The organism is Flavobacterium xylosi, from assembly GCF_042787345.1.
Taxonomy (GTDB): Bacteria; Bacteroidota; Bacteroidia; order Flavobacteriales; family Flavobacteriaceae; genus Flavobacterium; species Flavobacterium xylosi.
This window is the reverse complement of sequence record NZ_JBHZPZ010000001.1, coordinates 1-16,528: the sequence shown is the minus strand read 5'-3', so window position 1 is coordinate 16,528 and position 16,528 is coordinate 1. Positions and strand designations below refer to the sequence as shown.

8 protein-coding genes are annotated in these 16,528 nt (G+C 33.9%); 6 read left to right on the top strand and 2 right to left on the bottom strand.

Features of this window, described 5'->3' with window-relative positions; genetic code table 11:
- Nucleotides 1-48: 48 nt before the first annotated feature.
- The 3 genes from ACFX5E_RS00040 (at nt 49) to ACFX5E_RS00030 (ending at nt 4,311) form a co-directional block, all read left to right on the top strand.
- Nucleotides 49-864, top strand: coding sequence for a Cof-type HAD-IIB family hydrolase (locus ACFX5E_RS00040; RefSeq protein WP_379853114.1), 816 nt, complete (start codon nt 49-51; stop codon nt 862-864).
- A gap of 54 nt (nt 865-918) precedes the next feature.
- Nucleotides 919-3,267, top strand: a complete 2,349-nt coding sequence (locus ACFX5E_RS00035; protein ID WP_379853113.1) for a S9 family peptidase — start codon at nt 919-921, stop codon at nt 3,265-3,267.
- A gap of 90 nt (nt 3,268-3,357) precedes the next feature.
- Nucleotides 3,358-4,311 (top strand): phosphoribosylaminoimidazolesuccinocarboxamide synthase, encoded by a 954-nt coding sequence (locus ACFX5E_RS00030; protein ID WP_379853112.1) that lies wholly within the window; start codon nt 3,358-3,360, stop codon nt 4,309-4,311.
- Between the two features lie 126 nt (nt 4,312-4,437).
- Here ACFX5E_RS00030 and ACFX5E_RS00025 read toward each other — a convergent pair whose 3' ends face one another.
- The gene (locus ACFX5E_RS00025) at nt 4,438-4,887 is read right to left on the bottom strand and encodes a DUF1801 domain-containing protein (protein ID WP_379853111.1); all 450 of its coding nucleotides are present in this window, start codon (nt 4,885-4,887) and stop codon (nt 4,438-4,440) included.
- A gap of 173 nt (nt 4,888-5,060) precedes the next feature.
- Nucleotides 5,061-6,152 (bottom strand): M42 family metallopeptidase, encoded by a 1,092-nt coding sequence (locus ACFX5E_RS00020; RefSeq protein WP_379853110.1) that lies wholly within the window; start codon nt 6,150-6,152, stop codon nt 5,061-5,063.
- A gap of 84 nt (nt 6,153-6,236) precedes the next feature.
- Between ACFX5E_RS00020 and ACFX5E_RS00015 the strand changes: the two genes are divergently transcribed.
- The 3 genes from ACFX5E_RS00015 (at nt 6,237) to ACFX5E_RS00005 (ending at nt 16,013) form a co-directional block, all read left to right on the top strand.
- Complete coding sequence (locus tag ACFX5E_RS00015; protein WP_379853109.1) at nt 6,237-6,905, top strand: DUF4294 domain-containing protein; 669 nt, start codon at nt 6,237-6,239, stop codon at nt 6,903-6,905.
- A gap of 357 nt (nt 6,906-7,262) precedes the next feature.
- On the top strand, nt 7,263-15,098 hold the full coding sequence (locus ACFX5E_RS00010) for a S8 family serine peptidase (RefSeq protein ID WP_379853108.1): 7,836 nt from the start codon (nt 7,263-7,265) through the stop codon (nt 15,096-15,098).
- 81 nt (nt 15,099-15,179) lie between these two features.
- A complete protein-coding gene (locus tag ACFX5E_RS00005) occupies nt 15,180-16,013 on the top strand; it encodes a hypothetical protein (RefSeq protein ID WP_379853107.1) in 834 nt (277 codons plus the stop codon).
- Nucleotides 16,014-16,528: the final 515 nt, after the last annotated feature.

The window sequence follows — 16,528 nt, the reverse complement described above, 5'->3', positions numbered from 1 at the left end:
CTTTAAAATTGAATAAATTTGGATTATTATAAATGAGGAGAGAAAAAAATGATTTCAAAAGAAAAAATTAAAGTAGTTATTAGCGATTTAGACGGAACCTTATTAAATTCAGATCATAAAATTTCCAATTATACTAAGAGTATTTTTCAAGAACTTCACAATCAAAACTATTTAATTATTGTAGCTACAGGTCGTCATCATCTTGATGCTATGCCAATTGTGGACAGTTTAGGTTGTCCGGTTTATTTAGTTACTTCAAATGGAGCTCGTATTCATGCTCCTGATAAAGAATTGCTTTTTTTACAAGATATGGATAGTGAAGCAATAAAATCGGTTTTGGCATTAGACATTGAACCTGAATTTACAACGGTACTTTTTAAAGAAAATGTTTGGCAAACGAATAAACATAATGAAAAGCTAAACAGTTTTCAAACCGAATTAAATTATATTCCTGAATTAGTTGATTTTAAAACGCTTGAAGATGTCAGCGCAATAAAAATGTTTTTTACGCATGACAGCCATGCTAAATTGGTAACATTAAGAGATAGAATTCTGGTGAACCATCCCGACGTTTTTAGTCATGCTTTTAGCTTACCGCTTTGTTTGGAATTTATGGATAAATCAGTGGATAAAAGTGTTGCTATAGCTAAAATACTCGAAAAAGAGAATTTAATGTTTGAACATGCAATTGCATTTGGAGATGGATATAATGACGAAAAAATGTTAAATTCAACTTTTAAAGGATTGTTAATGGCCAATGCACCTGATAGTTTGAAAAACAAGCTTCCGCATTTAGAAATAATTACTACCAATGATAAAGATGGTGTTGCAAAATACCTTTCGCAAAATGTTCTAATTTTATAAATCTCGAAATAATTTCCCCAACCAAACCTAAATCTAAAAATAACCTATATTATAATGAATAAAAAAATAGCAGTTCTTATTTGTGTTTTCTTTTCCATAGCAAGCCAAAGTCAAAATTTAAAGTTAGAAGAAATAATGAAAGGCGATGCTTTTATTGGCGTTCAGCCAGTAAATGGGCGTTGGTCCTTGGATGGAAAAAAAGTTTATTTCGAATGGAATCCAAATAATGAAATAGGATTATCTACCTATTTTTGGAAAAATGGTTCGTCAAAACCGGAATTGGCACCTCTAAAGGAAGCCGAATTTTCGAAATTTGATTTTAAGGTAAACAAAGTCTCAGACCTATTTTATTATATTGATAAAGGAAGGTTATTTTCCTATTCAGCTAAAAATAAGGTTTCTAAAAAACTATATCAACAGAGTAGTCCAATATCAAACCTGCAATTGGGTTTTGAGGATGGAATTGTGTTTTTTGAACAGAATGAAAATATATTCAAGTACAATACCAAAGAAGGAACAATAATTCAAATCACTAATTTTAAGAAAGGAAAAGCGGTTGATGCTGATACAGATACCGATTCTTTTTTGAAAAAACAGCAAAACGAATTGTTTCAGTTTGTACGAGATCAAGAAGCGAAGAAAAATTGGAATCTGGCAAAAACGAATGCAACAAAATCGGATTTTCCAAAAGGGTATTATTATGGAAAAAATGCTTTGGAAAATATAAAAATGAACCCAAATGGAAATTATGCTACATTTAGATTGACAGAACAGGCCGATACCAAAAGCGAAAAAATGGAAGTTTTCGTTACGGCTGATGGGTACAATAAAACGCCTGATACTAAGGAAAAAGTATCTGTAAATAATTTTGTAAATACTAAATTTGGAATTTACAATGTTGCAAAGGATTCGACATATATAGTAAATTTTTCCTCTTTGAGTCATATTCAAGATGTGCCAAAATATTTGAGTTTATATGAAAAATCGAGTAACAAAGAAAAAGCGGATAAACTAATTGTTGTTCAGGACCCTATTTACAATCAGGACGGTTCCTATGCGATTGCTGAAATAAGAAGTCAGGATAATAAGGACAGATGGTTGGTGAGTCTAAATTTAGCAAAAGGAACTTTTGAGGAAATTGAATACCAACATGATGAAGCGTGGATTGGCGGACCTGGAATTCCTTCAGATTCTTTTGATTCGGGAACACTTGGATTTCTTGGTGACAACCAAACCATTTACTTTCAAGCAGAAGAAACAGGATATTCTCATTTGTACACTATTAATTTAAAGTCAAAAAAGAAAACACAACTTACCAAAGGGGATTGGGAAGTTCGCGATGTGACTTTAGCCAAAGACAAAAAAGCATTCTATTTAACAACTAATACAACACATCCCGGAAATCGAAATTTCTATAAACTGACGGTTTCAGATGGTATTTTACAGTCCCTTCTCACTAAGGATGGCGCACATGAAGTAAGCTTATCTCCAGACGAAAGCACTTTATTGGTTCGTTATTCCTATAAAAATAAACCTTGGGAACTGTATGTTGCCGAAAATAAAAAAAATACAAACCTTCGCCAAATTACAAACTCAACAACAGAAGCATTCAAAGCCTATTCTTGGAGAACTCCAGAGGTAATTACTTTTAAAGCACAAGACGGAACAGTAGTGCATGCCAGATTGTACAAGCCACAAACGGATAAAGCAAATAAAGCGGCAGTACTCTTTGTTCATGGTGCGGGTTATTTGCAAAATGCCCATAATTATTGGAGTACTTACCATAGGGAGTACATGTTTCATAACTTATTGGTTGATTTAGGATACACTGTTTTAGATATTGATTATAGAGGAAGTGATGGATATGGTCGCGACTTTAGAACAGGAATTTACAGATTTATGGGAGGCAAAGATTTAACCGATAATATAGACGGGAAGAATTATTTGATTCAAAACTACGGAATAGATGCAAGTCGTGTTGGTGTTTATGGAGGTTCATACGGCGGTTTCATTACGCTTATGGCAATGTTAACAACTCCAAAAGAATTTGCTTCGGGAGCGGCATTGCGTTCCGTGACGGATTGGGCGCATTATAATCATGGGTATACAGGAAATATTCTTAATTTTCCCGAAACGGATCCAGATGCCTACAAAAAAAGTTCTCCAATTTATTTTGCCAATAATTTAGAAGGAAATTTATTGATGCTTCACGGAATGGTTGACGACAATGTGGAGTACAAAGACATTGTTCGTTTGTCTCAGCGTTTTATCGAATTAGGCAAGAAAAAATGGACTTTGGCAAGTTTCCCGGTTGAATCACATGGTTTTAAAGAAACTTATTCTTGGGTTGATGAATACGGCCGTATTCTTAATTTATTCAACGATACGCTTCTTGAAAAATAGGGTACTTAAAAACTATTCTTTTTTTAGTGAATCTGTATGAAATAATTTTAAATTTGCATTTATTAAAAACAACGCAACACAACAACTATAATGAGCAATACAATTACAACGACTGACTTTAATTTTCCAAATCAAAAATCAGTTTACAGAGGTAAAGTAAGAGAAGTTTATAATATTAATGATGAACTTTTGGTTATGGTTGCTACAGATAGGCTTTCCGCTTTTGATGTGGTTTTGCCAAAAGGAATTCCGTATAAGGGTCAAATCCTAAACCAAATTGCGACCAGATTCATGGAATTGACACAGGATATTGTTCCCAATTGGTTAATTGCATCTCCAGATCCTAATGTAGCTGTTGGTCATTTATGTGAGCCTTTCAAAGTAGAAATGGTAATACGTGGCTATCTTTCAGGCCATGCTGCTCGTGAATACGCTCTTGGAAAAAGAGAAATTTGCAGAGTGACAATACCTGATTATTTGAAAGAAAATGATAAATTTCCGGAACCTATTATAACGCCAACTACCAAAGCAGGTAATGGGGAGCACGATGCTGATATTTCTCGTGAGGATATTTTATCAAAAGGAATTGTTACGGAGGAAGATTATATCGTTTTAGAAAAATTCACAAGAGATTTATTTGAAAGAGGAACTGAAATTGCAGCAAGCCGTGGTTTGATTTTGGTCGATACCAAATATGAATTTGGTAAAACTAAAGAAGGAGTTATTGTCTTGATTGATGAAATTCACACCCCAGATTCTTCGCGTTATTTTTACGCTGAAGGATATCAAGAACGTCAAAATAGGGGTGAGGAACAAAAACAATTATCAAAAGAGTTTGTTCGTCGTTGGTTAATTGAAAATGGTTTTCAAGGATTAGAAGGACAACAAATTCCTGAGATGACTGATGAATATATTCAATCGGTTTCAGAAAGATATATTGAATTATATGAAAATATCTTAGGAGAGAAATTTGTAAAAGCAGATATCACCAATATAGATGAAAGAATCGAAAAAAATGTTTTGGAATATCTAGCGAACAGATAGAACAATTTCCATAAAAGTATATATAAACCGCAATTCATACTATGATTTGCGGTTTTTTTTAGGATTAATACCCATCCTAAAATATTTTTTGATGATGTGTATGGTTTCTAATTTTAAGATTGCTGCTTATTTCGATTTTTTAATTTGGGATTCATAGCAATTAACCCATTCCTGAACAGATATTTTTTGGACGAGTTTTGCGATTAATTCAAATGGAATTTGATCCCTCTTCTTAAATCGGATGCAGCTTTTTCCCATATCTAATTTTTGGGAGCTGTATTTTGGGTATTCGGTAACAAACCAATTTAGTAATTCCGGGTTGGCATAAATCCCCATGTGGTAAAGGGCAATGAAATTTTTCTGAGAAGCAATATTGATATAGGGTAAGGGAAGTTTTGGTTCACAATGATATCCATCAGGATAAATAGAATGTGGAACTACATAACTAATCATGCCGTATGATATTTGTTCAACAAATCCTTTTGGAATAGTTTCTCGAAGTTTATTAAAAGCATCCTTTCTCTCTTCGGGGATTTCTTCTAAATAGGCGTCGATTGATGTAGCGGTAGATTGCATTTTTAAGAATTGTTTAAGTAAAGTTAACAAAAAAACCGCAATTCATAATTTGAACTGCGGTTTTTAGCCCCGATAAAAGTGGAAATCCTTTCTAGTGCTGAACTTGTTTCAGGATCCTGAAACAAGTTCAGGACTAGAAAGATTGCAACGGATAGCGGGATTAGCTCCTAAAACTATTTAAAATAAGAAAATGTTTCTTCGTTTTCTAACTTTAATAAGGTCTCGTATATCAATTTAATCACATTTTCAACATCATCACGGTGCACCATTTCAACGGTTGTATGCATGTAACGCAAAGGCAATGAGATCAAAGCTGAGGCAACGCCTCCGTTACTATACGCAAAAGCATCAGTGTCTGTGCCAGTAACACGAGAAGAAGCCAATCGCTGGAACGGAATTTCTTTAGCCATTGCAGTTTCCAAAATCAATTCTCTCAAATTATTCTGAACAGCCGGAGCATAAGTTACTACAGGACCTTTACCGATTTTTGTATCACCTTCAACTTTCTTATCGATCATTGGAGTGGTAGAGTCATGACAGACATCAGTCACAATTGCTACGTTTGGTTTGATGGTTTTGGTAATCATTTCTGCACCGCGAAGACCCACTTCTTCCTGAACGGAATTGGTGATATACAATCCAAAAGGAAGTTTTATTTTGTTTTCGTGTAACAAACGCGCCACTTCGGCAATCATAAATCCACCCATCCGGTTGTCAATGGCACGACAGACAAATTTGTTTTCGTTCAAAATCATGAATTCATCGGGATAGGTAATCACACAACCCACATGAACGCCCATTTTATCAACTTGCTCCTTAGTTTCGCAGCCAATGTCAATAAACAAATTATCAACTTTAGCTACTTCTTCTTCCTTTTTTCTATTTCTGGTATGAATGGCAGGCCAGCCAAAAACACCTTTTACAATTCCTGCTTTAGTATGAATATTGACACGTTTTGAAGGTGCAATTTGGTGATCTGAACCACCGTTTCTAATCACATAGATTAATCCATCGTCAGTAATATAATTGACATACCATGAAATTTCGTCAGCATGACCTTCAATCACTACCTTATAAGGTGCATCAGGATTTATAATTCCTACAGCAGTACCGTACGTGTCCGTTATAAAAGTATCAACATAGGGTTTCAAATAATCCATCCATAATTTTTGCCCATCACTTTCATACCCTGTCGGCGATGCGTTATTAAGATAGTTTTCTAAAAAGTCAAGAGATGACTTCTTTAATATTGATTTAGTACTCATAAAATTATTTTTTTGCTAAATTATAAATTTGGTATCACAGTTGCATATATATTGTATAATTTTGGCAATTAAATTTTTCAACCTATGAAGATCGTTACGCTTTTCTTTTCTTTTCTTTTTACAACTATAGGAGTTAATGCTCAAGTAACCCCAAAGGATACTACGAAGATGGGTTATGTATTAACTGAAAACGACTCAATACGTCATGACACCATACAATTACCCGAATTAGTAGTCTTTAAAGAGAAACTCGACCCTGAAGCCAAAAAGCAATTTTTGATTCTTCAAAACCGAGTTTATAAAACCTATCCTTATGCAAAACTGGCTTCGGAGCGATTGACTGTTCTTAATAAAGGAATGGCATCACTCAGCACCAATAGGGAGAAAAAGAAGTACTTCAAAATAGTTGAAGATTACCTTAGCAATGAATTTGAATCCAAACTCAAAAAGCTATCCCGCAAACAAGGGCAGATATTGGTAAAGTTAATTCATCGTCAAACTGGTACAACAACTTACGATCTAGTCAAAAATCTTAAAAGCGGTTGGAAAGCTTTTTGGTCCAACACGGCAGCAAGCATGTTTGACATCAATTTGAAAACAAAATATGCGCCTTACGATGTCAACGAAGACTATTTAATAGAGACTATATTAGTAAGAGCTTTCGAATCAGGAAGATTACAAAATCAAAAACCGGCAGCTCCTGTAAATTATGACGGCCTAACAGATTCTTGGTTGTCAAAAGCGCAAAAATAAATTAGATTTTCATTTGGGCGTTCCCGTTTATAATAAAAGAGGCTATTTCTAATAAGGATAGTCTCTTTTTTTTCAAATATTATTTTAGTTTTTTATGCGCTTTCTCTTCATATTCATATTACATAATTATTTTTTACTGACAATTTTGAATTTTTTAATGGTGCAAAAGTCAATTAATTTAATTTATTATTTGATAAAAATTACAAAATTCCCTTACATTCATTGAATTAAATTGTTTTTTTATTTGTAAACAGCTGTTAATAATTGTTCTGAAAAACACTTAATATTTTACGCTATGTGTGTTATTTTTTTATATAGATTTACATTTTTAATATAAAAAATCTTAATTTTCAAAAAATGAATAAAAAACTACTTCTATTTCTTTTGATGATTTATGCAACTACTGGATGGTCGCAAATTAATTATCAAAAGGATTATTCTATTTCAGTTAATGGACATAGAATAACCACAACTTCAAATTTTAATGAACAAGTCAAAGGACTTAAACTAAGTGTAAACAAGAATGAAAATAAATATTCTTTGTTGCAATTTACAAAAATTCCAACTTTGGAAGAACAGAAAGAGCTAAAAAGTAAAGGAATAACTCTAATTAGTTATTTGAATAATAATGCTTATTATGTTTCTATTGATTCTAAGTTTTACAGTCAAAGTCAGGTGTCAAAAAATATCAGAACATCAATCACGATTGATCCAAGTTTCAAGATTGATCCAGTGATTGCAAATGAGGAGATTCCTGATTTTGCAAAAGAGGGTAATGCTGTAAAATTGGTTGTGAGTTATTTCAAAGGAGTTGACAGCAAAAACATTTCTGAGGATCTTATTCGATTAGGTATAAAAAAGTTCAAGAATATTGAATCGTATTATCAAGTTTATTTGCAAGTTACTAATGAAAAGTTAAATGAAATTGCTAAATTAAACTGGGTGCAAAATATTGAATTAATAGATGCTCCAGTAGTAAGTGATAATTTACCAGGTGTAACTTCTCATAAGGTAAATTTATTAACTTCTAATATCTCTGGACTTGGATATGGTCTAACAGGAAAAGGAGTTAAAATTGGCATTTGGGATGGAAATATTGAAAAACACATTGACCATACCGGAAGGGTAATCAATAGGGAATACGAAACGCCAGATTCTCATGGTTCACACGTTTCTGGGACTATAGGTGGAGCTGGTATATTAGATCCAAGAGCAAAAGGAATGGCTCCAGAAGTACAAATTTATGGATGGAATTTTAACACCCAGTCTAATGGTTTGCCCGTTTTTATGGAAAGGGATCTTGCCGCTCTTAATGACGGTGTAGAACTTACATCAAACTCTTATGGGGTAAATCTTATTTCGGGTTATAATACGGTAAGATACGCAGTTGGTGATCGTGGAGATGATGATGTAACTGTAAAATATCCGTTTTTGTTGAATGTGTATTCTAATGGTAATGCGCAAACTGCTTATGCTGGCGGTTTTAACACATCTACAAAAGCTTCAAAAAATGCGCTTCATGTTGCTGCAAATGATCCTAATGATTTGATTAGCAGTTATAGTAGCTTCGGGCCAACACTAGATGGTCGTTTAGTTCCTCAAATCTCTGCAGTTGGTTCAACGGTATATTCACTAAATTATAATAATGGATACCAATTAATGAGCGGAACTTCTATGGCAACTCCAGGAGTTTCTGGTACACTTGTATTGCTTTATGAAAGGTACAAAAACATATATGCAAATAAGCCATTAGCTTCATTAATGAAAGCATTAGTTTCTAATACTGCAAAAGATGTAGGAAATTCAGGGCCAGATTACAAATATGGTTTTGGGAATCTGAATGCCTTAAGAGCAATTAAAGTGTTAGACAATAAAATGTTTTATACTGCTTCAATTGCTAACGGAGCATCTTATGAAAAAGAAATTGTTGTTCCCGCAGGTTTAATTTCTTTAAAAATTATGCTAGCTTATTCTGATATCGGAGCAACTCCGGGGGCTACTAGTATTCAAGTTAATGATTTAGATATTAAAATTGTAAAGGACGGTGCAACGACTCTTCCTTGGATTTTAGATCCAAAACTTCCTAATATTAATGCAAAAAGAGGAGTAGATAATTTAAATAATATTGAGCAAATTACCCTTGATAAACCTGCAGCGGGTACTTATAAAATAATTGTTACAGGAACCAGCATTCCGTTAAATACACAGGAATTTTCGGTGGTTTATGATTATGTTTCGCCAGAATTAGTTTTAACTTATCCTATAGGTGGAGAGAAATTTAACCCAGGCACGACTGAATACATTCGTTGGGATTATGAAGGTGAAGACAAAACTTTTAATATAGAATATTCTTCAGATGGGGGTAATACTTATAGTGCTATTGCAACCAATGTCCCTTCTGCTGCAAGGAATTTTGCTTGGATAGTACCTGCCGGATTTGTTCCAAATGCAAAAATTAGAATAAGTGCAGGAAGTAAAGTTGATGTTTCTACGCAAGCTTTTTCAATTATGTCCGAACCAAAAAATTTAGTAATTGTTGCCCCAGGCTGTGGTGGAACATCTTATAAAATGGATTGGGATGCAATTGCAGGAGCTAAATACGAAGTGTTAAAGTTAAATGGGTCTAAATTTGATTTAGTTGCTACAACTAATGATCCAACTTATACTTTTACTAATCTATCGGTTGGGAGTGACAATTGGTTTGCAGTTCGTGCGATTGATATCGCAAGTGGCTTGGTGTCTGAAAGATCTAAAGCTATAAATGTAGAACCTATTGATAAACCAATATTTACGGCTCTTAATTTACCATACAAGGAAAACTTTAATGATAGAAAACCAACGAACTATACATTGTCTAAAGCAAGCTTAACTGGAACTGTTGGATATCAGTCTATTGGTCTTGTTTCTTTAGATGCTGTAAAGATGTCTGGTTCTAATGTTGCCGGATCTCCTCTTTGGGTTGCCAGTACAACAGCTAATGCATTTACAAATAATCCAAACTATATAAAAAGGTTGTCTTTTTGTGAAATTGATGCTACTAGTTTGACTGGTAAAGCAGTTCGCATGAAGTTTGACTTGGTTTTAAAAAATGATGTAACTACTAATAAAAACTTTTTTAGAGTTTTAGTAAACGGAGTTCCATTAACGAGTAGTGAAGATGCCGCTGTTTATGCAGGTACTACAACTTCAACAACTAGAACTTTAACTTATAATTTAGCTGCTTTTGCAGGAACTAAATTTAATGTTGTTTTTGAGGGAGTAATGGATAATGATGCCAATGCAACAACACCTGTTTATAACACAATATTTGTTGATAATGTAGAGTTTTTTGAAGCTACAGCTACAGATCTTGCTCTTACAGCGTTAACTCCTAATGTAGGTTTAACTGCTAATGAAACAGTAACTGTAAAAGTGTATAACTTTTCTCCTGTTGCAGTTTCTAACGTTCCGGTTTCTTATAAAATAAATCAAGGAGCGACTGTTAATGAAATTATCGCTGGACCTATTAATCCTTTAAGTGAAGTGACTTATAATTTTACTCAAAAAGCAAATTATTCTGTTGGAGGAGTATACACAGTGGTTGGTCAAATAATGCCAACAGATGACTCAGATTCATCAAATAATTCATTAACTAGAACAGTGACTAATTCAGGAACTGATGTTTTGATGGGTACGACAAGTTTAACTACGTGTTCAGCTGCTTTTACAGATAGTGGAAGTAGATATGCAAATTATGCCAATAATCTTACTCAAACAATTACTTTTACGCCCGCAACTGTAGGGGCAAGTATAAAAGTTGATTTTACGGAATTTTCACTTGAAACGGGATATGATTATCTATTTATATATAATGGACCACTTATTACCTCCCCATTATTAGGGGTATTTGACGGTTCAAATTTACCACCTAGTTTTACTTCTACTGCTGCTAGTGGACAATTAACTTTCAGGTTTACATCAGATACTGAAGTGGTTGATAAAGGGTGGGTTGCTAATATATCTTGTGTAGCGAAGCCTACGGTAACGGATTATGAAATTGTTTCGATTGTAACTCCTGAGGTACTTGGGAAAAAAATAAGCTTAAATGATGTTACTATTCGTGTTACAAATTTAGGACCAACAGCTGCAACAAATGTTCCTGTTTTTTATCAAATTGACGGGAAGTCTAAAGTTACCGACCTGGTTCCTACTATAGCATCACTTGCCACTGTAAGTTTTACATTTATAACAAAAGCAGATTTGTCGGTTATTGATGCTACCTATTCAGTAACTGCTGGTATTGATGTAGTTGACAATAATGTAGCCAATAATACTTTGGTGAAGGTTGTTTATAATAAAAACGATTTGCCTTTGAATACCAATACAAATGGGTTCGCAATTTCTAGATTAAAATGGGATGGACTTGTAAACAATTCGGGGACATCAGCATATTCGGATTTCAAAAGCATTAAAATTCCTGTTTACGCTGGGTTTACTTATCAGCCAGAAATTGTGATAACTAAACCAGAAAGACCGATTACCAGAGATGTAACGACAAATCCGGGAGTTTTCACCATGGTAGTAATCGATTTGAACGGTGATGGTAATTTAACAGATGAGTTTTATGCAGGTACTTTTTGGGTAAATACTTTAAATACAGCAACTGCTCCTGCAATTGCATCTACTACAAGTGTTCATAATTTCAGACATAATACGACGTTAGTGGGAGGATTGACAATACCTGCTGGAACAACATCTGGTGAGAAATTAATGCGTGTGATCCATATGTTCCGTTCGCCAAACGAGTCTTTCAATGTGAATCTTGGGCCTACTTTTGATGGGTTAACAACGTCCAGAGGCGACTTTGAAATAGAAGAATATACAATTAATGTTCTTCCTTATACAGCTGCTAACGCAGGTATAGAATCGGTTTCAGCGCCAATGAAACCTGGTAAATTACCAGTAACGGTTAGTGCTGTTATTCGTAACCTTTCTAATGTTGCTATTTCTAATTTCCCTGTCGCTTATCGTATTAACGGTGGTCTAGAAGTAGTTCAAAATCAAGTAATATCAATAGCTGCTGGGGCTACAGCTACGATTACTTTTACAACAAAAGCCGATTTAGGGCCAGTAGGTGATTATACAGTTCAAGTGTTTACTAAATTAGTTGGTGATACAGATGTTACTAATGATTCTAAATCAATTAACTTATCCCATGTAGCTAATGCTAGTACTAATGTTACAGGAGCTTTTGATGGTATTGATGATTATATTGTAACAGATAGTACACCAGCTTTAAACCTTACCAATAATTATTCATTTGAAGCTTGGGTTAATAGAAAAAGCCCAACTATTTTTGGTAGAATTTTAGACAAGTCCAGAGTACTTCTATTTGTGCATACTAATAATAGTCTTGCCTTATATAAAGAGAATAGTTTAGTATTATCGATTACTACAGCTGCTGGGAGTTATGCCATTAATACCGGTTTAAATTCGGTTCAAATAAATAAATGGCATCATGTTGCTTTTACTGTCAGCGCGACGAATGTATATACGATTTATATTGATGGAGTTTCAGTTCCTTTTACAGCTACAGGTACTGCTGCTGCTGCTACTGCTAATGGGACTTTACCTGCTTTTATTGGGAATAATGCTGGTTTAGCTCGTGGTTTTAGCGGACACATAGACGAAGTTCGTATTTGGTCTGGAGTTCGTGACCAAGCAACAATTGCGGCTAATACAATGACTAAATATGTGGGTAATGAAGTCGGTTTATTGGCTTATTATTCTTTTGCTGAAGGAAACAAACAATTTGTTTTTGATACTACAACAAATGATAATACTGCAATTGTTACAAATGCGGACACCAACGGTCAAGGCGCAGGGAAATTTTGGAATGCTCCTGTACTTTTACAAAACTTGCAATTAGTTGATCAGCTTTCATCTTCGTATGATGCAGCCAATAAAACGTATACTTTCTTGTTGAAAGATGGCGTAAATGTTGCTACTGCCATACCGCAATTTATTATTGGTATGAATTCGGTTGCTAAAATTAATGGGGCAACTCAAGTAAGTGGTGTAACAACTAATAATTTTTCAAACCCTGTAACTTTTACAGTAGAAGGAGTTGGTTTTAATACAGGCGTTTCAGAGAGCTATACAATCAAGGTGCTTTCAGGATTAAGTAATGAAAGTAAGTTGTTAAGTTATAACTTTAAAATGTCGTCTAATCCAGGATTAATCCAGGATATTAATACTGTGATTGTTGGCGATAATGCTACTGTTACGGTTCCTTATGGAATTGATGTAAGAAATTTTATAGCTGATTTCAGTGTTTCTTCAGGTGCTGAACTTAGTATTGATAATGTGTCACAATTAAGTTCAAAAACATCTAATTTAGATTATTCTAATAGTGTTATGGTTACCGTAGTTTCAGAAAACAAACTTTCTAAAACAAATTATATGGTTACCGTTAATGCTAAAAATACAGAAGCTGAGTTTCTTTCGTACTCAGTACAAAATCAAGTTGGTATAGCTTCCATTGACGCGAATACAAGAATTATTAAAGTATTAGTCAATAACAATGCTAACTTTAGCGCATTAGTCCCTTCTTTTCAAGTGTCTGATCTGGCGAAAACACGTATCGGTACTTATCTTCAAAATAGTGGGGTAACAACATTAAATTATACTTCAAAGGTTGGCTATAATATCGTAGCTCAAAACGGAAATATTAATAATTGGGAAGTAACTATCGAATTCGTAAAACCTGTAATTACACTTTTAGGTAGCTCTGTGGTTTCAGTACCGCAAGGATGTGCTTATACTGAGTCAGCTTATACGGCTTTTGATAATTTGAACAAGAATATTACATCATCGGTTTTGGTTTCAGGATCTGTTAATGTGAATGTTATTGGTCAGTACATAATTACATATAGTGTTAAAGATGATTTGAATAATGAATCGTTTGTAACAAGAACTGTAAATGTAGTCGTTAACCAAAAACCGGTAATCATAGCTGCGGCGAATATAAACGCAAATAGTGCTGCAACATTTTGTGGGGCAACAGTAGTAGTTGTAAATGCCACTGCGACAGATGATTGTTCTGTAGGTGTGCCTACTGGGGTAAGAAGTGATGGATTAGCATTGAATGCTAATTATCCTATAGGAACTACCTCGATCAGGTGGAACGTAAGTGATAACGTTGGAAATGCAGCAACCAAAGTAATTCAGACGGTTACTGTGATTGATAATGTTCTTCCTACAGTAATTACGAAGAATATCACAATTCAGCTTAATGCTGCTGGTACTGCTTCGATTGTTGTTGCCGATATAAACAATGGCTCAACTGATAATTGTGGTATTACTACTTTAACACTAGACAAGACAAGCTTTACATGTGCAAATGCTGGAGCAAATACGGTTACTTTAAGAGTTACTGATACTAACGGAAATGTTGCCACTAAAACGGCCATTGTTACTGTTGAAGATAAAATTGCACCAGTAACTTTGACGAAAAACATTACGGTTCAACTTGGTGCTTCGGCAAACGTGTTGATAACTGCCGCAGATGTAAACAACGGTTCAACAGACAATTGTGGAATCAAGTTATTAGAACTCGATAAAGCATTGTTTAGTTGTGGCAATGTAGGTGATAATATCGTTACTCTAAAAGTAACAGATAATAGTGGGAATGTTTCTACTAAAACAGCTATTGTAACGGTTGTAAATACCAGACCTAATATAATTAGAAAGCATTTTGACAATGTTATTTTCTTTGATAATAGTTCTAATGAATTTGTTGCATACAGCTGGTTTAAAAACGGAGTTTTAGTACAAGGTCAGACAGCTCAATATTTTAAAGATAGTGCAGTTTTAAATGGCAGCTATTATGCTATAGCTACAAAAGTGGATGGTACAGTAGTTAGTACTTGTGCTTTGACATTCTCTCCTTCAGTAGAAGTAGAATATTTAAAGATTGCGCCTAACCCTGTTAGAAGTAATTCAGTATACCAACTCATCACTAATGTAGATTCAGCTAAGTTGCAAAATGCGCGTGTTACAGTGTTTAACACACTTGGAATACTAATCAATGATAAAGTTGTTAATGATAAAACAACAGATATGATAGCACCGAGTACTGAGGGAATTTATATTGTAAGGATGACTCTGGCAAATGGTAAATATTTCACAAAGAATCTTTTAGTTAAGAATTAAAAATCAAATAATTAAGAGTATGAAATCCTCATTTTATAGAAATGGGGATGGATTATTCTAATATTAAAAACATAAAAACATATGAAATTTGATGTTAAATATATAATAGGATTTGCGCTAATTTTATTCTCTCAAGGAATTAAAGCGCAGTTTTATGTGGGTGTACAGTCAGGAATAGCCAATATTCAAAGTGATGTAAAAGGAGTGCGGTCAAGCAGTGACATTGGTGGAGCATTAAAGGCAGGTTATATTTATTCCTTGACGGATCATATAGGTATTGGATCGGGAGTTGAGTTTGCTCAATTTAAGCAAACGGTGTTTTTAGAAAAATCATCAGCAACTCTAACCAATTTTGAAGTTGACCGTACTGGGTCAGCTTTTGCCTATACAATAAGCACAGGAAATTATAAAGAATGTCAAAAATTGCAAGCTATTCAAATTCCGCTTTTTGTACAGTTTAGAAAAAATATTAACAAAGGAATTGATTTTAATTTTAGGGCAGGCGTTAAGTACTTCTTACCTGTAAATTACAAAATCGAAGCTTCGGCAGAAACGGTAAAAGGTGTTGGATACTATCCAGATATTAATTTAACGGTTGATAATTTACCGGAATATGGTTTTGGTAGTCAATCAAATTATGCAGTATCAGGTGAATACAACACAAAAGGGGTTTTAATGAGTACGTTTGAGTTAGGGTTTACTTTTGAAATGGGAAAAAAGAGCGCTTTGTACGCTGCTATGTTTCTTGATCGCGGTTACGGAACAATTCTGGACCAAAAACAAAACGAGTCTTATTTAAGCTATAGCCCGACATCAGTCAATGACAGAAAAGCAAACGGATTGTATAGTACAGACAAAGACGCAACTATCAAACCTGTTGCATTCGGTTTGACATTGGGTTGGAATTTTAAATAAATTCCGTTTACCTAAAGTATAAGCAAGACGATATAACAGGCTAAATAGTAAAAAAAAACAAATGAACTGAGGGGCTTTTGCCCTGGTTTTAGAAATACTATTACTTTAAAAGTGTTTTAATTTAAAAACAATCAACGGCTCTCTTTTTATAAAGAGAGCCTTTTTTTTAGTTTTCTGACGGTTCAATATAATAATAAAATAGAGTGTTAAAAACAGTGAGTTTAATATTTTATATACCCCTTTATAGTTAAAATGCTATTTTATTTAATATTCTTTTGCAATTGTTTACTAGATTCAACTAATTAATGCAACTTTAGGGAAAAGATAAAGATATTTTTTCAAAAGAAAGGACTTTAAAGTCCTCTCTCTCGAATGGAATAAATGTTCTTTATTTGCTCCTGACCAAAGTTGTAAATAATGAGCCACTTAACCAGCGAACAAAGATACACAATCGGTGTATTATTAGAACAAAACTATAAAAAAAGCGCAATAGCAGTTTTTTTAAATAGAGATAA

Bases quoted from the DNA above. Each gene is read 5' to 3' on its own strand.
- ACFX5E_RS00035 (WP_379853113.1), top strand. From the start codon at position 919: ATGAATAAAAAAATAGCAGTTCTTATTTGTGTTTTCTTTTCCATAGCA.
- ACFX5E_RS00020 (WP_379853110.1), bottom strand. From the start codon at position 6,152: ATGAGTACTAAATCAATATTAAAGAAGTCATCTCTTGACTTTTTAGAA.
- ACFX5E_RS00030 (WP_379853112.1), top strand. From the start codon at position 3,358: ATGAGCAATACAATTACAACGACTGACTTTAATTTTCCAAATCAAAAA.
- ACFX5E_RS00025 (WP_379853111.1), bottom strand. From the start codon at position 4,887: ATGCAATCTACCGCTACATCAATCGACGCCTATTTAGAAGAAATCCCC.
- ACFX5E_RS00010 (WP_379853108.1), top strand. From the start codon at position 7,263: ATGAATAAAAAACTACTTCTATTTCTTTTGATGATTTATGCAACTACT.
- ACFX5E_RS00015 (WP_379853109.1), top strand. From the start codon at position 6,237: ATGAAGATCGTTACGCTTTTCTTTTCTTTTCTTTTTACAACTATAGGA.
- ACFX5E_RS00005 (WP_379853107.1), top strand. From the start codon at position 15,180: ATGAAATTTGATGTTAAATATATAATAGGATTTGCGCTAATTTTATTC.
- ACFX5E_RS00040 (WP_379853114.1), top strand. From the start codon at position 49: ATGATTTCAAAAGAAAAAATTAAAGTAGTTATTAGCGATTTAGACGGA.